The following is a 20,340-nucleotide window of genomic DNA, read 5'->3' as shown; positions in this document are numbered from 1 at the left end:
GTCGATCCGGTGATGGTGGCGAAATCGGGCGATCTGCTCTTGCGTTCAGAGGCGATCGAGGCACTGAAGTCGCTGCTCATCCCCCTGGCCGCTGTTGTAACGCCGAACCTTCCGGAAGCCGAACAGCTCACCGGCATACAGGGAACGAGACAGATTGACGTCAAGGAGGCCGCGCGGCGGATCGTCGGCATGGGAGCGAAGAGCGTGGTGATCAAGGGCGGGCACCGAAAAGGTCCGGCGACCGATTTGTTTTACGACGGAAAAAAATTCTTGAGCTTCACCGCCGCACGAATTCCGACGACAAACACTCACGGCACCGGCTGCACGTTTTCCGCGGCCATCGCGGCGAATCTAGCCAAGGGCGAGAGGCTGGAGCATGCCGTGGGCCACGCGAAGACTTTCATGACCCGCGCGATCCGCAAAAGCTTCGCCATCGGCGCCGGCCACAGCCCGGTGCATCATTTCTATCGCTTCTGGAGAAAGCGTTAAATTACAATGATCGCCGGGGCTCTTAACCTTTTGGCCAGTTAACCACCTTCTCCTTGCGTCTGTGAATTTGCCAATATCTTAAACCTCGTGCGCGGAGGAGAATGACTCTTCCGAGGCGCTGCCCTTGTGCGCGAAATGCCGGGTGCCGGAGGAATCGTCGGATGTATATGGCAGACTCGTCGCCGCTTACGTCCAAGCAAACCAGGGAATAGTTTTTATGACGCAGTGAGGGATCGAAGAATCCCAGGTCATGGGTGAAGAATGTTGCGCGCCGGAGACCGTGCAGCAACGGAATAACATCGGGCCGGTCCTTCATTCCCCGACGTCCAATATCCGTTCCTAAGTGACTAAAGTGAATTCGCCACGCGCGTAGCAGGGAACGTTGGCTCGAGATTATGTTTTCATCAAGGATGTTCAACCAGTGCGCCGGACTGTGTTTTTCTCGGAGAAAGATCGGCCTGCCAGCCGCAGGGCCTCTGCGATCGCTTCCCGGCTGATTGCGCCGTCATGCTCCGCAATGATCTGCTCCCACGTGATGCCTTCGGCGACCATCTCCAGGACTTGCTCCACCATAATCCGCGTTCCCTTAAAGGTCGGCTTGCCGTGGCAGATCTCAGGGTCCCTGACAATGTATTCTCCGAGTTTTAGGGATTTCACCGTTCAAACCCATCCTGAATTGTTGAATGCGCTTACACAGTAATGCAATAGGATTCCTCTAGCAACCAGCGCTTAACCAGGGGAAGCTGGAAAGGCCCGGACGGGATACACAGCAGAACCCGCTGTATCCGTCAAAGCTTCGCCATCGTTCGCCATCGGCGCCCGGCCACAGTCCGGTGCATCACTTTTATCGCTGGTGGAAAATCTGAAGGTGAGGCCATCATCATAATATTCATCGATCAACCTTAAAGCTTCGCAATTCTTGTTCCCGAACGAAGCCGTCGCCCGCCTCGTAGTCTATGATTTTGACAAACCACTTCGTTGTCGGTGAGTACCAATACTCTGCCTCTAAGCGACCGCTCTTGTTGTCATACGCTTCGATCTTTGCGGTCCTAAAAGTGCCGGCGGGTACGGTGATCTCCCCAAATTTCCTCGACTAACATCAACCAGTCGATTACACCTTTTGTTTCGGTCTCCATATTTTGAACGCTGTGAGTATTTCTCCACTCTTTAGATGCCTCCAATGGCCACGCAAAGAATTGGCTAGGTCTTTCTCGGTTCGTGGTCGGTTTGCCGTTTCTCATTGTTGTCTAAGAATGCAAGTACAACTAGTGGTCTCCGCAACGTTAACACTACCGTGTGTCAAGTGATCAGAGCTTCAGCACCTGCGGAAAAAACAGGTTCTCCAAATCCGGCTTCTCGTCCGCAATGCCCTGCTGGATTTGGTAAGTGAAGAGCGTCTCGAGCGATTTTCTTGCCGGGCCGCGGTTGAGACTGTACTGGAAGTCCCCGCCCATCACTTTTCTTTCCCACACCGCCTCTTCCTTTTGCTTGTCGTTACGATACCTGTCCGCCATCGCCTCGGCCTCGCGAAACGCGTTGAGCAGATCCACGACGATCGACGGACGCGCCTCGGCAATGTCTTCCTTCAAGACGAAGAGGTGGTTGATCGGGAAGCAGCCGGTGCGGCGGAAGAAATCTTCCTCGACGCGGCGGTGGTCGGGGAAAATCCGCCTGAGCTTGGGATTGGTCGCGAGCACGTCGTAGGGTTCGAGCGCCGCGTCGACTTCGCCGCGCTCCAACAGCTCGATGGCGTGCTCGCGCGTGCGCGGCTCGGGGATGAGCCGCACGCGAATCTCGGGCGGCGGCGGCCTGAGCGACTCCTCCGCGATGTCCGGCTCGGCGACGCACCATTCCACCGTCCCGGGTTTGACGCCGTATTCGTTTTGCAGAATGCCCTTGAGCCAGACCGGCGTCGTCGCGTTGTAGCGATGGATCGTGATCTTCTTGCCCGCCAGCTCGGAAGGGTCGCGCAGCTTCGATCCCGCGGGCACGTACATGCAGCGATGGCGGAATTTCCGCGAAAGGAAAACCGGCAGCGCACGCAGTCTCACCCCGCGCTTTCGGGCTAAAATATAAGAAGAGATAGAGAGCTCGCCGCCGTCGAGACCGCCAGCGATGATCTTCCGATGCCTGGCGCCGACGTTGTCGAAGCCTTCGCCGAACTCAGACTCGAGCTTGAGGTCTATATCTTTCAACCGCACGGAGCCGTCGAAGAAGCCCTTCGCGTTCGGCGCGGGATTGAAGCCTAAATTGAGCGACAGTGTTGCCATGGTTCATCCTCGTCAGAAAAATTTTTTCGCGCTTTGCTCCATCTCGGCGATGATCTCCCGGGCCACGTTGACGGGGTCGGCGGCTTCCATGATCGGCCGGCCGACGACGATGTAGTCCACGCCGGCGCGCACGGCGTCGGCCGGAGTCATCACCCGCTTCTGGTCGTCGCGCTTGCTTTTTTGCAGCCGGATCCCGGGCGTCACGATCACGAAGCGCCGCCCGCAGGCCGCGCGGATTTCACTGACCTCGTTGGGCGCGGCGACCACCCCGTCCATCCCCGCCTTCTGGCTGAGCAGCGCCAGGCGCACGACCTGGTCCGCAACCTCTCCCGTCACGCCGACCTTTTTCAAATCGCTATCGTTGAGGCTCGTAAGCACGGTCACGGCGAGCATGATCGGTTTTCTGAGCGACTCCTGGCGGCAGACGCGGTTAACCTCTTTGGCGGTCTGGCGCATCATCGCGAGACTGCCGGAGGCGTGGACGTTGAACATCTTGACTCCGAGACGTGTCGCCTCGATGGCGGCTTTAGCGACGGTCGTCGGTATATCGTGGAATTTTAGGTCGAGGAAAACTTCGCCGTCCATCTCCTGGATCAACTTGACAGCTTGAGGTCCGGCGTGCGTGAAAAGCTGCTTCCCGACCTTGAACATGCCGACCTCGCCGGCCAGGAGCTTGAGCGTCGCCTTTACTCGATCCAGGTCCTCCACGTCGAGGGCGAGGATCAGCCGCTCGCGCATGGGAGTGGGGGAGCGGACGAGTTGCAGATTCGACGCCATCTTCAGTTTTTCTGCGACGGTTTTTCGTCTATCTCCGCCTGAATCGCCTCTTGTATCTTGTCTGCCGCTTGTTCTATCTGAATCTCTTGAACACTGCCATCGCGCCGCCGGCGCACCTCGACGCATCCTTTGTCGAGACCTTTCGCGCCCAAAGTGACCCGCAACGGAATCCCGATGAGATCGGCGTCTTTGAACTTGACGCCCGGCCGCTCGTCACGATCGTCCAACAGCACGTCGACGCCGCGTTGTCGAAGCTCTTGATAGAGCCGGTCGGCGGCTTTTTGCAGTCTCTCCTCTTTGTAGTTGATGGGGAGGAGCATCGCCGTAAACGGCGCTATGGCGAAGGGCCATATGATTCCATTGTCGTCGTGATTTTGCTCGATCGCCGCCGCGAGGAGCCGCGAGATGCCGATGCCGTAGCAGCCCATCTCGATCGGCTGCTCGCGCCCCTCGGGATCGAGATAGGTCGCGCCCAGCTTCTCGCTGTACTTTTTGCCGAGATAAAAGACCTGGCCGACCTCTATGCCGCGATACGATTCGAGACGGCCATTCTCGCAGCGCGGGCAAGGATCGCCGGCCACCGCCACGCGCAGGTCGGTGAAGGCCGACGGCGTGAAGTCCCGCTCCTGGTCCACGTCGATGAAGTGAGCGTCGGCTTCGTTGGCGCCGGTGACCGCGCCGCGCATGCCTTGAATCGCGTGATCGGCTATGGTCCGGAGCTTGAGACCGATGGGGCCCAAAAATCCGGGCGGGACTCGGGTGGCTTTTTGCACCTCGCTCTCGCTCGCCAACTGCACATTCTCACAACGGAGGGCTGCTTTGAGTTTCAGCTCGTTGATCTCGTGGTCGCCGCGTACCAAAACCGCCACCAGCTCCCCGCCGTCTATCTTATATACCATCGTCTTGATAAACCGCTCGGCGGTAAGCGAAAGAAACTCGGAAACCTCGGCGACGGTTTTTTTCTCCGGCGTGGCCACCTTCTTGAGAGGCGGAGGGGAGTCCTTGAGATCGCGTCCTGAATGCGCCCGGCCTTTGACCTCGGCCTTTTGGATATTAGCGGCGTAGTCGCATTTGTCGCAGCTCACGATGGCGTCTTCTCCCGACTCCGCCAGAACCTGGAACTCATGGGATAGACTCCCGCCGATCGCCCCCGTGTCCGCCTCCACGGGGCGGAACTTTAGGCCCAGGCGGGTGAAGATGCGCCGGTAGGTGTCGAACATATTTCGATACTCGCGCCGGCAATCTTCGACCGTCGGATGGAAGCTGTAGGCGTCCTTCATGATAAATTCGCGCCCGCGCATGAGGCCGAACCGAGGACGCACCTCGTCGCGAAACTTGGTTTGAATCTGGTACAGATTGAAAGGCAGCTCGCGGTAGGAGCGCACCACGCGCCGGACGAGATCCGTGATCACTTCCTCGTGCGTCGGCCCGAGGCAGAAATCCCGCTCATGGCGATCCTTGAACCGGACCAGTTCCTTGCCGTAGACGTCCCAGCGGCCGCTCTCCTGCCATAACTCGGCGGGCGACGCGATCGGCAGCAGAAGCTCCTGGGCTCCCGCACGGTTCATCTCATCGCGCACGATCGCTTCGATCTTGCGGATGACTTTAAGAGCGAGCGGCAGGTAGTCGTAGATACCGCGGCTCAACTGGCGGATCATCCCGGCCCGAACCAACAGCTTGTGGCTGACGACCTCGGCGTCGGCAGGATCCTCTTTGAGGGTCGGAATTAAGGTTGTGCTCCAGCGCACGGTTTTATCTTTGGGACGGAAGTAGAGATCAGACCTTATTCATGGCAAAAAATTTAACGACATGTTGGCGTCCGAAGGGGCAAGCCTTGAAGGGCGACGGCGCCTGACCGTGCAGGTTCCATGACGCGCCACAGCTGGCCCCCCCGCCCCGCAGACTTGCGTGTCTTAGCACCTAGCTCCGTCGTTTGAAGACTGCCTCAAGGCACTGATCCTATCGCCGTCGACCGGAAGGGGTTGCCCCTAGGACGCCATAAGAAGTTAGTCTTCGGGAGAAGCCGCCTTCTCCGCTTCCTTCTCTGCCGCGAGCTTTTCCACTTCTTCCATCAGGGCGCTTACGATCTGCGCTTCGGGGACCTTGCGGATCACCTCGCCTTTTTTGAAGATGAGGCCGATTCCCTTGCCGCCGGCGACGCCGATGTCGGCGGCGCGCGCTTCTCCCGGACCGTTCACCTCGCAGCCCATGACCGCGACGTGAATGTCTTTGTTGACGTAGGGCAGCATACGCTGCTCCACTTCTTTCGCCAGCGTCACGAGGTCGATATCCGCGCGGCCGCACGAGGGACAGGCGACGAAGGTCATGCCTTCTTTCCTGAGACCGAGCGATTTGAGAATCTCCATCCCGACCCGCACTTCCTCCACCGGATCGGCGGAGAGGGAAACGCGGATGGTGTCGCCGATGCCCTCCGCAAGTAATGTTCCGATGCCGACGGAAGACTTGATCGCGCCCATCGACGGCGTGCCCGCTTCAGTGACTCCGAGGTGAAGCGGATAGTCCACCTTAGCGGCGAGCATGCGGTAAGCCTCGATCATCATGAGCGGATCGGAGGCCTTCAGCGAAACCTTGATTTCCGTATAGCCGAGATCTTCGAGGATGCCGATATGGCGCAGAGCGCTTTCGACCATCCCGTCGGCCGTGGGTCCGTCGTATTTCTTCAACAGGTCTTTTTCCAGCGACCCGGCGTTGACGCCGATGCGTATCGGGATTTTACGTTCCGAGGCGGCTTTGATGACTTCGTCCACGCACCAGCGCTCGCCGATGTTGCCGGGATTGAGGCGCAGACCGTCCACTCCTTGTTGCAGGGCGATGAGCGCGAGCTTGTAGTTGAAATGGATATCGGCGACGAGCGGGATGCGAATCTTTTTTTTGATCTCGCCGAGCTTTTCCGCGGCCTCGCGCACGGGAACGGCCACCCTTACAATATCGCAGCCGGCAGCCTCCAACGACCATATCTGATCGACCGTCCCGCGCACGTCGCGCGTGTCGGTCTTGGTCATCGACTGGACGGTAATCGGAGCGTCCCCGCCCACTTTGACCTTGCCGAGCTGAATTTGCCTTGTTTTTCGTCTTTGAATCACGTGTTCACTATAATGGAGCGCCCGAATAAAGGCAAAGTAGGTTTAAGGGTCAGTTCCAGAGTTTAAAGTTCTTCAACTCCCGAATCCTGAAACCCTTTAACCTTTCGGCCTCTCGGCCTTATTCCTTCGCGCCGGAAGCCGAGCCAGTTCCACTGATCGGGGTAGCGCCTTATCATGCCCTCTAGGTGGCGGGTGAACAGCTCGGTATTGGCGGCGACATCCTGTTCGCGATTGCCGGTTTTAATCAACTCGATCTCCGGCTCGATATGAAGCGTCATCCGATCGTCGGCATCCCGGGTTGCGAACATCGGCACGGTCGCGGCGCGGGTGCGGAGCGCGAGCGTCGCCGGTCCGCGCGGCGCCGGCGAACGAACACCGAAAAACTCCACCGGCACGCCGGCGGATTTAAATTCGTCGGCGATGATCAACACCACGCTTCCGACCCTTAACGCCCTGAGAACTTTCCGCACCGCCTCGCGCCGCGGTTTGGCTGAGATTGTAACGAGGCCCGCCCCCGTCCGATAGCCGTCCATAAGACGGGCAAATCGCGGGTCGCGCGGTTGTTTGATCAAAGCCGTCATCGGGTAACCCGCAGCTCCCAACCGGATGCCGATCATGGTGAAATTGCCCAAGTGAGCGCTGAGGGCGATGACGCCCTTGCCTTTGACCAGCGCCCGCTTGAGATGCTCCTCTCCCTCGATCGCCACCGAGGCCAGGACCTTCTCCTTCGGCCCCTTCATCAGGTAACTGGTTTCCAGAGCCGACTGGGCGAAGTTTCTCCAGGCTTTGCGAATCAGCGCCTTTCTTTGGCCGGCCGAAGAAAACTCTTTCGCCATGGCCGCGCCGAGATTCTCTTCCATCCGCCGCCGATATTTCCACAAGATCAAAAAGCTCCCGCGCGCGATCGCGGACGAGAGAGCGGAAAGGAAGCGGGCCGGAAGCCACGGCAGCACGCGCACAAAGCTTCTCAAGCTATATTCCGCTGCGCGGTAACGCAGCCAAACGAGAGCCGCCAGCGTGGATCGGACGAGCCTTCTCGGGCGAAAGATCTTCCTCCTTTTCTTTTGTGGTGGCATAAGGTTAAAAGAAATTTTTATACACTCTTTGGCGCCGGCCCGGCAAGCGAGACGGCATAAAAAAGGGCGGTGGCACTTTCGTCCCACCGCCCCAGTCGCTTGGCGCCAGACTCTCCGCGGGAATTAACGATTGACCGCCTTTAGCATTCTCTGGCCGGACTTAGGCGTCTCCGATATGCCCGCGCTTCGGCGCGGCTTCCTCGACGCCAGATGGTACACCTTGGCCTTAGGCTGGGCCTGAAGCGTCGCTTCTTTCCAGCGCTTGAGCCCGCTACGGAGATAAGCAGGGTTGTATCCCAACGCCTCGCAGACGTTCTCGAAGGAAAAAAGCCACTCGCTATCCTCCTCCAAGATCCATTCCTCGGCGCCGCGGAACATTTCTCTGCCTTTCGCGTCCCGGACGAGCAGGTACTTTTGGAAGCATGCAATCGCGTCTTCCAACACCGCAAGCATCAGCCGCTTCTCCGGCTCCAGGTGCGTTTTCCTGCGGTATGTCTCCAGATATTGCGCCGGCATGAGCGTGTCCGGCTGGAACAGCGACGCCACTCTATCTTCAGTGAAACCTGTTTCGTATGGCATAATGTTACCTCCCTATGGAGTGCGGCCTGGGGTGGTTGGACGTTCTTGTGAACGTTTTATTCATGCCGCACTCGACAGAGAAGAGAATCCTGTTCCCGGCTGCTTCCGCAGGTCGGCCAGCGTCGTGTGTACGAACACATCCATCACGCGCCGCTGTATCTCGTGCCATACCCCGACCATGGCACAGCGCGGAAGATGGCTGCAGTTCATGTGCTGATCCAGACAAACATTGACGGCGATGGGACCCTCCAGCGCCTCGATAAGGTCCTGAAACGAAATTTCGGCCGGCGGGCGGGCCAAAGTATACCCGCCGTCGTGCCCCCGTTTCGATTTCACCAGCCCGCCGCGAATCAGGCTTTGGATGATTTTTTCCAGAAACTTGCGCGGGATTCCCTGTTGGCCGGCGATCTCAGCCACCGAGCAGCTTTTCTCCGGGTGCTGACCGGCAAGGTAGATAGCTGCGCGGAGCCCGTAGTCCACTCTCCTGGAGACCTGCATGACCGCCATACTTACCTCCTGGCCCCGACCCGGTCACTGTAATCCCCACGCTTAGGCTCCTGATTCGCCAGCTTGCCCAAAGCAGAAAGACCGCTCAAGCGTTGGACGATCGAAGGCACCTTTTGGTTGACAGATTGGACTTCATTCTCGGTTGTGTAGCGACTTAAACTAAACCTCACGGCGCCCTGAAGCCAGTCCGGAGGCACACCCATCGCTCTAAGCACATGCGACGGCTCCGCCGAGCCGGCCGTACAGGCCGAACCGGTAGAAGCGCAGATTCCGTCCTGGTCCAACAGGACCAAAATCGCCTCCCCTTCCAAAAATTTGAAACTCATGTTGAGCGTATTCGGCAAGCGGTCCCTCCGATCGCCGTTTACATGGCTGTCGGGACAGGATTCGAGCAGAGATTTCTCCAGTTGATCGCGCAGCGCCCGCACCCGCCGCTCGTCTTCTAGCAAGTTTTTAACGGCCAGCTCCGCCGCCTTACCCATTCCCACGATGCCTGCGACGTTTTCAGTCCCGCCCCTGCGGCCGCGCTCCTGATGACCGCCGATCAGAAAAGGCCGAAACGTGATGCCTCTCCGAGCATAAAGCGCGCCGACGCCCTTCGGCCCGTGGAACTTATGGGCCGATATCGTCAGCAGATCGACCGGAGTCTGCTTGAGATTCAGCGGCACTTTCCCCGCCGCCTGGACGGCATCGACGTGAAACGGAATTCCTCTGGCCTTGACGATCTTGCCGATGGCTTCGATCGGAAAGATCACGCCGGTTTCATTATTGGCGTACATGATCGAGACCAGGGCGGTATCGTCGGCTAGAGAATCCTTTAGCTCGTCCAAATCCAGCATGCCGTTGCCATCGACACGGAGCCAGGTCAGACGGTAGCCTTTCTTCTCCAGGTGTTGGCACAAGCTCAAAACCGCTGGGTGCTCCACTTGAGTGGTTACGATGTGGCGTTTGTCCGGCTGTGAGTCCAAAATCCCGCGAACTGCGGCGTTATCGCCCTCCGTCCCGCAACTGGTGAAAATGATCTCGACCGGGTCGGCTGCGCCAAGCAGCCCCGCGACCTGTTCTCTCGCCTGCTGAATTTTCCGCGCCACCTGGCTGCCAAAGCCGTGGATGCTGGAGGGGTTGCCGTAAAGCTCGGTGAGATAAGGCTTCATCGCCTCCAGCGCTTCCGGCGCCAGCCGCGTGGTCGCGTTGTTATCGAAATAAATCACCGAGTCCATGTTTCGTTACCCTACGCTGCCTTCCAAATTCACGCCGAGAAGCTTTTGCGCCTCGACGGCGAACTCCATCGGCAGCTCGCGGAAGACCTGCTTGCAGAATCCGCTCACAATCATCGTCACCGCGTCTTCGCTCGAAATGCCGCGCTGCCTCGCGTAGAAGAGCTGGTCTTCGCTGATCTTCGAAGTTGACGCCTCGTGCTCGACCTTTGACGTCGCGTTCATCACCTCCTGGTAGGGGAAGGTGTGCGCGCCGCATTTATCGCCCAAAAGGAGCGAGTCGCACTGCGAATAGTTGCGCGAGCCGGTCGCGCCCTTCATGATTTTAACCAGGCCTCGGTACGTGTTCTGGCCGTGGCCGGCCGAGATGCCCTTGGAGATGATCGTGCTCTTGGTGTTCTTACCGATGTGGATCATCTTGGTGCCGGTATCCGCCTGCTGGTAGTTGTTCGTCAGCGCAACCGAATAAAATTCCCCTACCGAGTTGTCGCCTTGCAGGATGCAGCTCGGGTACTTCCAGGTGATCGCCGACCCGGTCTCCACCTGCGTCCAGGAGATCTTGGAATTCCTCCCGAGACACTTGCCGCGCTTGGTGACGAAGTTGTAAATGCCGCCTTTGCCTTCTTTGTCGCCGGGGTACCAGTTCTGCACCGTCGAGTATTTGATCTGGGAGTTGTCGTGCGCGATGAGCTCGACGACCGCGGCGTGGAGCTGGTTGGTGTCGCGCATCGGCGCCGTGCAGCCTTCGAGGTAACTCACGTACGCGCCTTCGTCGGCGACGATCAAAGTCCGCTCGAATTGTCCGGTCTCGGCGGCGTTGATGCGGAAATAGGTGGACAGCTCCATCGGGCAGCGCACGCCTTTGGGAATGTAGCAGAAGGATCCGTCGCTAAAGACTGCGGAATTCAACGCCGCGAAAAAGTTGTCGGTATAAGGGACGACCGAGCCGAGATACTTTTTGACCAGCTCCGGATGCTGGTGGACCGCCTCGGAAAAAGAGCAAAAGATGATCCCCAGCTCACCCAATTTTTCTTTGAACGTCGTCGCCACCGAGACGCTGTCAAACACGGCGTCCACGGCCACTCCGGCCAGTCTTTCTCTTTCGCGCAGAGGAATGCCGAGCTTCTCGTAAGTCGCCAGGATCTCCGGATCGACTTCATCGAGACTCTTGGGCCCTGCCTTGGGCGCCGAGTAATAAACAATTTTCTGATAGTCGATCGGCGGATAGTGGATATTTGCCCACTTGGGCTCGGCCTCCGAGCGTTCGAGCTTGGCCCAATAGTTGAAGGCCTTGAGACGCCACTCCAGCATCCACTCGGGCTCGTTCTTCTTGGCCGAGATCGTCCGGATGATCTCCTCGTTCAGCCCAGGCGGAACGTTGTCCGCCTCGACGTCGGTGACAAAACCGTACTTGTAGTCCCGGTCGGCAAGCATCTCTACTGAACTCGCTGCTCTGCTCATTGTGTTGTCCTTCTTCCGCGCTAAACTTAAACCGTAAACGAGGTGCCGCAGCCGCAAGACCGCTTCACATTCGGATTCTGAAATACAAATCCGGATTGCATCAGCTCTTCCTTGTAATCGAGCTCTGTGCCGTTGAGATAGAGAAGGCTTTTCATATCCACCAGCACCTTCGCCCCGTCCTTTTCGAAGACTCGGTCGCCGGGTTTCTGCAGGTCCAGGTCCATCTTGTATTGAAGGCCCGAGCAGCCCCCGCCGACGACCTTGAGGCGCAGTCCCTGGCTATCTTTGTTCTCCGCCGCCTGGAGCTGCTTGATTTTCTCCGCGGCGCGCTCCGTTATGCTGACTCCTGCAACCACAATTATGATACCTCCCTCGCCTGGGCTCTGAGATCCGTCTTGAGCTCCTTTCGCTTTGCCGCTTCGTAGTGCGGCGAAAGCTTGCGCAACCTTGTTACCTCCTTTGTGACGCGGTCGATCGTATAATCGATTTCTTCTTGAGTATTGAACCGTCCAATGCCGAAGCGGATCGAAGAATGCACCAGATCGTCGCGCAGCCGGAGCGCGCGCAGCACGTGCGACGGCTCGAGACTGGCAGAGGTACACGCCGAGCCGGAAGAAAGAGCGATGTCCTTCAGCGCCATCATCAGCGACTCGCCTTCCACGTAGGCGAAGCTCAGATTCATGTTTCCCGGCAAGCGCCGGCCCGGATCGCCGTTGACGTACACTTCATCCAAGCGGCTCAAGATTCCGTCCTTGAGCCGTTCCCTTAATTCGATCAGACGCACCGCCTCCTGTGACAACTCCTGTCGCGCGATCTCGCACGCCTTGCCGAATCCGACGACGCCGGGAACGTTCAGCGTGCCCGACCGCAGTCCCTGCTCGTGGCCGCCGCCGTCAATGATCGCGCTGAGAGGAACCTTGGGGCGCCTGGACCGGACGTACAAAGCGCCGACTCCTTTCGGGCCGTACATCTTATGGGCCGAAATCGAGAGCAGATCGATGCCCATTTCTTCCACGTTCAGAGGAATTTTCCCCACGGCTTGCGCGCCGTCCGAATGAAAAATAGCACCCCTTTCTTTGACTACCTCCCCGATCTTCTTCAGCGGATGAATCGTGCCGATCTCGTTGTTGGCCGCCATCATAGAGACAAGGATCGTCTTATCCGTAATGGCGGCCGAAAGCCTTTCGAGAGCCAACGAGCCATCGCGCTCCACCGGCAGGTACGTCACGCTGTAACCGCGCCGCTCCAGAGACTTGCAACTGTCCAGCACCGCCCGGTGCTCCGTCGCGCAAGTGACGATATGGTTTCCCTTCTCTTTGTTAGCTTCCGCGACACCCTTGATCGCCAGATTGTTCGACTCCGTCGCCCCGCTCGTGAATACGATTTCTTTAGGCGAAGAGGCGCCGATCAGCCGCGCTATCTCCCCGCGGGCTTCATCGACCGCCGCCTCGGCTTCCCATCCGAAACAATGATTGCGGCTGGCGGCGTTGCCGAACTTTTCCGTAAAATACGGCAGCATGGCCTCCAAAACGCGGCCGTCGACCCGCGTTGTCGAGTGGTTATCCAAATAAATAGGGACCTGCATTATTATTTACACCCACAAGCCATCGCTAAGGCATTTCAGACCTTTTAGGTCTGCTTTAACCATATAGCAAGCTATTTTTGCTGTCAACCGGTACTAAGTTAATGATTCTTTTCGAATTTTAAAGAGCGGTTTTGGACGGCAAAAAGCCCGCTCAATGAGTCAAAATGTCGTTCAAATATCGCCCGGTATGCGACTTTTCCACTAGGGCGATTTCCTCGGGCGTGCCGAAGGCCACGATCTCGCCGCCGTCTTTGCCGCCCTCCGGACCCAAATCCAACACAAAGTCGGCCGCTTTGATCACCTCGAGGTTATGTTCGATGACCACAACCGTGTTGCCGGCATCCGTTAGACGACTGAGCACTTCGAGCAACTTCCTGATGTCGTCGAAGTGAAGGCCCGTCGTGGGCTCGTCTAGTATATAGAGCGTTTTGCCGGTGGACCTCTTGCTCAACTCCCGTGCCAGCTTGATTCGCTGCGCCTCGCCGCCGGATAGAGTCGTGGCTGCCTGACCCAGACGAACGTAACCCATGCCGACGTCGCGAAGCGTTTCCAATTTGCGGCGAATCGCGGGGAAATTACCGAGGAACTCCAGCGCCTGATTGACGGTCAGATCCAGGACGTCGGCGATGCTTCTGCCCTTGTATAACACCTCCAGAGTCTCGCGGTTGAATCGGCGGCCGCGGCAGACCTCGCAGGTAACGAATGCGTCCGGAAGAAAGTGCATCTCGATCCTGATCATGCCGTCCCCGCCGCACGCTTCGCACCGCCCTCCTTTAGCATTGAAAGAGAATCTGCCGGGTCCGAAACCCCGCACTCTCGCTTCGGGAAGTTGAGCGAAGAGATCGCGGATATGAGGAAACAGACCCGTATAGGTTGCCGGATTCGAGCGCGGCGTGCGCCCGATCGGGCTCTGATCGACGCTGACGACCTTGTCGATGTGCTCGCAACCGATCAGCTCCCCGGAGAATCCGGCCGTTGGTTCCGCGTCGGTCAGATGTTTGTCAAGCGCGCTATAAAGCGTGTCGAGGACGAGGCTGCTTTTTCCCGAACCCGAAACGCCGGTCACGCAGGTCATAGCGCCGAGGGAGAACTCGGCGGTAATCCCTTTTAGGTTGTGCTGCCGCGCGCCTTTTACGATCAAGGCTTTGCCGTTGCCTTTGCGCCGGCGCGTAGGAACCTGAATCTTCAGACGGCCGGAAAGATATTGGCCCGTAAGCGACCCTTCGGTTTCGATGATTTGCTGCGGCGATCCCTGCGCCACGACTTCGCCGCCGTTGACTCCAGCCCCCGGCCCCAAATCGACGACGTGATCCGCGGCCAGAACAGTCTCACGGTCATGCTCCACCACCAGCACGGTGTTGCCGAGATCTTTAAGCTCCCGCAGAAGATCGAGCAGGCGCGCATTGTCCCGCGGATGAAGTCCGACGCTCGGTTCATCGAGAATGTAGAGTACTCCCACGAGCCGCGATCCAATTTCGGTCGCCAGCCGGACTCTTTGAGCTTCGCCGCCGGAAAGCGTGGCCGAGCTTCGGTCGAGACTTAAGTAGTCCAAACCGACCCGAGTCAAAAAACGTAGACGGCCGACGATCTCGCGCACCAATCGATCGGCTATAGACCGATCGCGTTCGCCGAGCTCAAGGCGGGTGAAAAACTCAAGCGCTTCTCCGATCGGAGCCGCCGTTAAATCGCCGATGTTTTTACCCGCGATCAGAACATGAAGGCTTTCTTGCTTCAGGCGCATGCCGTTGCAGGTCGGACAAAGCGCCGCGCCGAGATAATCCGAATCCGCGGGATCTGCGGAATTTTTGCCTCGGCCGATCCGCCGCCCCAGACCGGCGCAATCGGGACAGGCTCCTTCCGGGCTATTGAAGGAAAAAAGTTGCGGCGTCAGCTCGGGGTAGGAAACGCCGCAGCGAACACAGACCGCTTTTTGGCTGAAGATCAGCTCTTCCTTATTATTGCCCGTGCCGCCCGCGATCTCGATCTTGAGGACATCGCTGCCGTAGCGATAGGCGGTCTCCAGGGAATCGGCCAGCCGTTTTTCAATGCCGTCTCTCAGAACGATTCGGTCGACGATCAGCTCAATGACGTGGACGGCGTTTTCTGTGACTGCGATCTCTCCGCTCAGGTCGTTAACTTTGCTGTCGATCTTGACGCGCGCAAATCCGGCCTTGGCCAGGGCGCCGAGCTTTTTACGCGCATCGGCATTTCCATCGACGGCGATCGGCGCCAGAATATTGAGCTGTGTTTGCGGCGGCAGCGCGAGGAGACGATCGACGATCTGCTGGACCGTGTACGCGGAAATCTCGCGACCGCATTTATAGCAATGTGGTTTTCCTACCCACGCGAAGAGGAGCTTCAAATAATCGTAAATCTCCGTGACGGTTCCGACCGTGGAGCGCGGGTTGCGGCCGGCGCCGTGTTGTTCGATGGCGATCGCCGGCGAGAGCCCTTCGATCGCGTCCACGTCAGGCCGCTCCATCTGCTGTAAGAACTGCCGGGCGTAAGCCGAAAGCGACTCCACGTAGCGCCGCTGCCCTTCGGCGTAGAGAGTGTTGAAAGCTAAGGAAGACTTTCCCGAGCCGGAAACGCCGGTGATGACGACCAAGCGATCACGGGGAATTTCGAGGTCGATGTTTTTTAGATTGTGCTGCCGCGCCCCTCGGATGACGATCTTGCCGGGCATTCGTCAGCTACTCAGCTCTGCAAGCTTGGACTCGACGATCCCGCGGTACTCCTTCAGCTTCTCGGCGCTCTTTGCCTCGAAGCGGAGCACCAACGCGGGCTGCGTGTTGGACGCGCGAATGAGTCCCCAGCCTTCGGGAAACTGGATGCGCACGCCGTCGACGTCGATGATCGGGTATTGTTTGCGAAAATATTCTTTGGCGCGCTCTGCGATGGCAAATTTTTTGTCGTCGGGAAAGTCGACGCGGATCTCCGGAGTGGACACGCTCTTGGGCAAATCGGCGAGCAGCGTTGAAAGGGGACGGCCCAAGCGGGCCACCAGCTCGACCAGCCGGAGCGAGGCGTAAATTGCGTCGTCGTAGCCGAAGTACCGGTCGGCGAAAAACATATGCCCGCTCATCTCTCCGGCCAGCACCGCCTTGGTCTCCTTCATCTTCGCCTTGAGCAGCGAATGGCCCGCCTTCCACATGATCGCCTTACCGCCGTTCTTCTCGATCTCGTCGAACAGCCTTTGCGAGCATTTGACCTCTGAAATGATGGTGGCGCCGGGGTGGCGCTTGAGAATATCCCGGGCGAAGAGAATCAAAAGCTCGTCGCCCCAGAGGATATTTCCCTTTTCATCCACCGCGCCGATACGGTCGGCGTCGCCGTCGTAAGCGATCCCCAGGTCCGCCTTTTCCTTTTTTACCTTGTCGATCAGCAGTTCTAAATTCTCGGGGACCGTCGGGTCCGGGTGATGAATGGGAAACGATCCGTCCATAGTGCAGGCGATCTCCCAGACCTCGCAGCCGAGGCGGCGAAAGATCGGCGGCGCAACCGGCCCGGCCACTCCGCTTCCCGCATCGATAACGACCTTGAGCGGACGGGCGAGAGACGGCACGTCGGGCAGCAGGTGTTCAGTGTAAGGAGGAATGATGGCGTAGGCTTCCCGCTTTCCGCCGGGATTCTCCTTGAAATCCCCGCGCTCCATTCGCGCCCTCAAATCCTGGATCTGCGCGCCGTAGATAGTTTCTTTTCCGAGGCAGACTTTGAAGCCATTGTATTCGGACGGATTGTGGCTCGCGGTCACCATAATACCGCCGTCCACGTCGAGATGGAAAAGAGAAAAATAGAGCAGCGGCGTAGGACAGACCCCGACGTCATAGACGTGTAAACCGGAGGAGACGAGACCCCGAATCACCGCCTCGGCGTATGGATCCGACGTGGCGCGACAGTCCCGCCCTACGGTGACGCGGCGCCCGCCCTTGCTGTAAACCGCCGTGCCGTGAACTTTGCCCAGAAGATAGGCGAAGTCGGCGTCGAAATCTTTTTCTGCCAGCCCGCGTATGTCGTACTCTCGAAAGATTGCTGGATTCATGATCTCCTCCGCCGCTTCACGCGTTGGCCCAGGCGCGCCGCCAGCAAGATCGCCTCTTTCATGCTGGTTGCGTCGGCCTTGTTTTGGCCGGCGATATCGTAGGCCGTGCCGTGATCCACGGAAGTTCTGACAAACGGGAGACCCAAGGTCAAGGCCACACCGCCGATAAAATGCAGGAGCTTCAGCGGGATGAGGGCCTGATCGTGATACATGCAGATCACGGCGTCGTAGTCTTCCCGTGCGGCCCGATGAAAAAGACTGTCCGCCGGAAGCGGACCAAAGGCCCGGATCCCGCGCCGCTTCGCCTCACGCACCGCGGGAAAAATAATTTTTCGCTCCTCGTCGCCGAAGATCTCCTCCTCGCCGGCGTGGGGATTCAGCGCCGCCACCGCCAGCCGCGGACGCGCGCGGCCGAAATATTTCCTGAGCGCCTGGCTCGCCAGTTCCAGCGTGACGCGAATTTTTCTCCTCGTCAACTCGCGCGCGACCCGCATTAAAGCCACGTGCCCGGTTACCGGGACGACTTTCAAGCTGCTTCCCAACAGCATCATCCGGCACTCGGGCACGCCGGCGAGCTCGGCCAGCAGCTCCGTATGGCCGGGATACCGATGCCCCGCCATCTGGAGAACTTTCTTGTTGATCGGCGCGGTGGCTATCGCGTCGACCGATCCCGACAGCGCCAGCTTGGCCGCCTCTTTGATGTAGCGATAAACAGCATCGCCGCATGCCCGCGAAGGACGACCGGGTTTACACTGTGCGGGAGAAAGAGAGGACAACGAGTGGACAATGACGCCGTCGGCTTCGGGCCAGGGGCGGCCAGGCTGCCACGACACGAGCTTGCGATTGGGCCCCTGCGTTTTTAGATTCCGCTCAAGAACAAGCCAATCCCCCAGAACGACGATCCGGCATTTCCGTCTCACGGCCGGATCAGCCAATGCCTTGAGAACGATCTCGGGACCGACTCCGGCGGGATCGCCCATGGTCACAGCGATAAGGGGCTTCGCCATTTTTTTCCGGATGGGTCCGCGAGCTTGGAACGCTTGTGCCCGAGCGGAACTCAAAAATTACTTCGCGAAAGGATTGAGACTCCGCCAAAAACCGCCCGACTCTTTAGGTTTTGCGGCGCCTTTGGGATCTTCAATGGGGGCGAGGATTTCGTCGGTCGTTTCCGCAGGGTCGGCCGATTCCGAACGGAAAAGAGGCGTGCCGAACAAACTTATCACGTCCTGTCCGGCGTTGGGATTCTGCCCCAGCTCTTCGTCGTCTTCTACCGGCGTCGATTTGAACGGATTCAGAAAATCCCAAAAGCTCGAGCTTTCGTTTCTGCTCCGCTTCGATCGCGAGGCCACGAGAGTGTCCATCGTTCCTTCTTTGGTATCTTCCGGACGGAAGACGACGCCGGGAAGCTTCACGTCAACCTTGTGCCTCTTTCTGAGATCGGACTTGAGCCATTTATTAAACCGCTCTTCTATGGCTTTGGCTAAGACTTCCTCTCTGACTTTTTCTCTGACGGTTGCAAACGGGATTTGTTTCCCCGCCTCGCGGGTCTCCACCTTGACCAGATGAATTCCCGCGCTGGTGCGCACGGGCTGACTCACCTCGCCCACGGCGAGTTTGCCGAAGGCGAGTTCGTCGATTTCTTGCAGCAGGCTTCCCCGTGTAATCCAGCCGATATCTCCTCCTTCGGACGCGCCCGCGCCCTCGGAATAGCTCTCGGCCAGTTTGGCAAAATCCTCTCCGGCCAGCGCGCGGCGGCGGATTTCGGACGCCTTCTCCATCGCTGCCTTCGCTCCATCGGTTCCCTCAGGAACAACAAGCAGAATATGGCGTACGCGCGCTCTTTCATCGGAGACGTATTTTTTCTGGTTCAACTGATAGTAGCGTTCCACGTCTTCGGGGGTGATATTGACTTTCTTTCTTACCTGGCCGTCGATGATCTCGGACTTTTCGACCTCGGCGCGGATCGAGGCGCGATACTTTTCCCACGTCACCCTCTCCCGCTTGAGCGCCTCTCTAAGCTGTTCGTCGTTGATTCCGTTCTTCTCCTTGATTTGCCCTATGTAGTGATCGATTTCCTCGTCGCTGACCTTGATCCCCGACTGCTTGACCTCGGCGGCCAGGAGCTTGTCGGTGATAAACTGCTCGACCACCTCCTGATCTTCCTTGCCCAATTGCTTGAGGTCGCCGGCGGGAAACTCGCGACTCATCTGGGTCTTGGCGTAGTCTTTGAAATTAGTCAGAGTGTACGGCTCGCCGTCGACCACGACGATGATCTGTTCGATCACATTGGCGCTCGCGGGAACCGCGCAGGAGAGGATGATCCAGGCAAAAACGGCGAGGCCGGGGTAAATCTTTCGCCTCTTCATAGGGGTGTTAGACCTTGTTTCGATGGGAAGTAAATTAGCTATCACAGCATTTTTGAAAACGCAAAACGATCGGCCGGGAATTTTGGGAATAAACCCGACCCACGCCTATTTTTCCTTGTTGGCCTCGCGCCAGGCGAGGTAAACAATAAGCGCCACGAGAAGAATCATCACCAAGGGCGGAAGCACGGCCGCCATAAAAGTCTCCTTTCCAGTTGCCGGTGGAGCCGGTCGTCAGTTAACGGAGCCATTCTGCCACCGTGGCGGCGTTCCGTCAATGTAGACGTCGGGTAGACGTAATCTTCTATGCCTGGTATCGTTCGGCTTCGGAGACATCGCGGTCATGAAGCGATTATGCGTCCTGGCGCTCGCCGTTCTGCTCGGATTCGTCGGAGTTGGAAGAAATCCTCCCGCCGCCGTCGCGGAAGAGGAGCAGTATCTCATCGGCCAATTTCTCGTCGCCACTCGGGAAATGGCCGATCCCAGGTTTGCCGAAAGCGTCATATACATGATCAGGCACGACCGGACCGGCGCGATGGGTTTGGTCATCAACCGTCCGGTCGCCGAAGGGCCGCTCTCGGATCTCCTCAAAGCGCTCGGCCAAAAAGGGGAGGGCGCCGTCGAGACCGTCAGGATTCACCTCGGCGGTCCGGTCGAGTCGGAAAGGCTTTTCATCCTCCACAGCAACGATTACGCCGCCAGTGCTACGATGTTCGTGGGCAACGGCCTGGGAGTAAGCGGCGACGACGACATCCTGCAAGCGATCGAGCGCGGCAAAGGGCCGCGGCAAAAATTGTTCATATTCGGCTACGCCGGCTGGGCGCCCGGCCAGCTCGAACAAGAGATCAAGAACGGCGCCTGGTTCACGAT

General features: G+C 58.5%; 18 protein-coding genes. 2 read left to right on the top strand and 16 right to left on the bottom strand.

The features are described 5' to 3' along the window. On the top strand, positions 1–489 hold a 489-nt coding region (locus VGL70_16725), incomplete at its 5' end, for a bifunctional hydroxymethylpyrimidine kinase/phosphomethylpyrimidine kinase (GenBank protein HEY3305170.1). A 414-nt stretch (positions 490–903) separates the two neighbouring features. Here VGL70_16725 and VGL70_16720 read toward each other — a convergent pair. From VGL70_16720 to VGL70_16645, 16 genes are all read right to left on the bottom strand, one after another. Further along, entirely contained in the window at positions 904–1,146 is a 243-nt protein-coding gene (locus VGL70_16720; protein ID HEY3305169.1) for a DUF433 domain-containing protein, read from the bottom strand. Positions 1,147–1,796: 650 nt separating this feature from the next. Then, positions 1,797–2,759 carry a hypothetical protein gene (locus VGL70_16715; GenBank protein ID HEY3305168.1) on the bottom strand — a complete coding sequence of 321 codons (963 nt, stop codon included), beginning with the start codon at positions 2,757–2,759 and terminating at the stop codon, positions 1,797–1,799. A gap of 12 nt (positions 2,760–2,771) precedes the next feature. Then, positions 2,772–3,497 (bottom strand): orotidine-5'-phosphate decarboxylase, encoded by a 726-nt coding sequence (gene pyrF / locus VGL70_16710; protein ID HEY3305167.1) that lies wholly within the window; start codon positions 3,495–3,497, stop codon positions 2,772–2,774. Positions 3,498–3,538: 41 nt separating this feature from the next. Beyond that, on the bottom strand, positions 3,539–5,284 hold the full coding sequence (locus VGL70_16705) for a proline--tRNA ligase (protein ID HEY3305166.1): 1,746 nt from the start codon (positions 5,282–5,284) through the stop codon (positions 3,539–3,541). Positions 5,285–5,542: 258 nt separating this feature from the next. Then, positions 5,543–6,637 (bottom strand): flavodoxin-dependent (E)-4-hydroxy-3-methylbut-2-enyl-diphosphate synthase, encoded by a 1,095-nt coding sequence (gene ispG / locus VGL70_16700; GenBank protein ID HEY3305165.1) that lies wholly within the window; start codon positions 6,635–6,637, stop codon positions 5,543–5,545. Positions 6,638–6,702: 65 nt separating this feature from the next. Then, entirely contained in the window at positions 6,703–7,611 is a 909-nt protein-coding gene (locus VGL70_16695; GenBank protein ID HEY3305164.1) for a lysophospholipid acyltransferase family protein, read from the bottom strand. Between the two features lie 228 nt (positions 7,612–7,839). After that, complete coding sequence (locus VGL70_16690; GenBank protein HEY3305163.1) at positions 7,840–8,295, bottom strand: hypothetical protein; 456 nt, start codon at positions 8,293–8,295, stop codon at positions 7,840–7,842. Between the two features lie 60 nt (positions 8,296–8,355). Continuing rightward, positions 8,356–8,802 carry an Rrf2 family transcriptional regulator gene (locus VGL70_16685; protein HEY3305162.1) on the bottom strand — a complete coding sequence of 149 codons (447 nt, stop codon included), beginning with the start codon at positions 8,800–8,802 and terminating at the stop codon, positions 8,356–8,358. A gap of 2 nt (positions 8,803–8,804) precedes the next feature. Then, entirely contained in the window at positions 8,805–10,022 is a 1,218-nt protein-coding gene (gene nifS, locus VGL70_16680; GenBank protein HEY3305161.1) for a cysteine desulfurase NifS, read from the bottom strand. A gap of 6 nt (positions 10,023–10,028) precedes the next feature. Continuing rightward, positions 10,029–11,480: a Fe-S cluster assembly protein SufB gene (sufB, locus tag VGL70_16675; GenBank protein HEY3305160.1), complete on the bottom strand. Its 1,452-nt coding sequence runs from the start codon at positions 11,478–11,480 to the stop codon at positions 10,029–10,031. Between the two features lie 26 nt (positions 11,481–11,506). After that, entirely contained in the window at positions 11,507–11,836 is a 330-nt protein-coding gene (locus tag VGL70_16670; protein HEY3305159.1) for an iron-sulfur cluster assembly accessory protein, read from the bottom strand. Between the two features lie 2 nt (positions 11,837–11,838). After that, positions 11,839–13,065 carry an IscS subfamily cysteine desulfurase gene (locus VGL70_16665; protein ID HEY3305158.1) on the bottom strand — a complete coding sequence of 409 codons (1,227 nt, stop codon included), beginning with the start codon at positions 13,063–13,065 and terminating at the stop codon, positions 11,839–11,841. Between the two features lie 151 nt (positions 13,066–13,216). After that, positions 13,217–15,751: an excinuclease ABC subunit UvrA gene (uvrA, locus tag VGL70_16660; GenBank protein HEY3305157.1), complete on the bottom strand. Its 2,535-nt coding sequence runs from the start codon at positions 15,749–15,751 to the stop codon at positions 13,217–13,219. 3 nt (positions 15,752–15,754) lie between these two features. Beyond that, positions 15,755–17,107 carry a phosphomannomutase/phosphoglucomutase gene (locus VGL70_16655; protein HEY3305156.1) on the bottom strand — a complete coding sequence of 451 codons (1,353 nt, stop codon included), beginning with the start codon at positions 17,105–17,107 and terminating at the stop codon, positions 15,755–15,757. Continuing rightward, a complete protein-coding gene (gene pdxA / locus VGL70_16650; protein ID HEY3305155.1) occupies positions 17,104–18,114 on the bottom strand; it encodes a 4-hydroxythreonine-4-phosphate dehydrogenase PdxA in 1,011 nt (336 codons plus the stop codon). Before pdxA ends, VGL70_16655 begins: the two co-directional genes overlap by 4 nt. Before the next feature lie 57 nt (positions 18,115–18,171). Then, positions 18,172–19,473, bottom strand: a complete 1,302-nt coding sequence (locus VGL70_16645; protein HEY3305154.1) for a peptidylprolyl isomerase — start codon at positions 19,471–19,473, stop codon at positions 18,172–18,174. A gap of 340 nt (positions 19,474–19,813) precedes the next feature. Between VGL70_16645 and VGL70_16640 the strand changes: the two genes are divergently transcribed. Next, the coding region (locus VGL70_16640) for a YqgE/AlgH family protein (GenBank protein HEY3305153.1) at positions 19,814–20,340 on the top strand (527 nt) is incomplete at its 3' end.

The sequence above is a fragment of the Candidatus Binatia bacterium genome (assembly GCA_036504975.1).
Taxonomy (GTDB): domain Bacteria; phylum Desulfobacterota; class Binatia; order UBA9968; family UBA9968; genus JAJPJQ01.
Note: the sequence above shows the minus strand (reverse complement) of the source record. Positions and strands in the feature narration are given on the sequence as shown.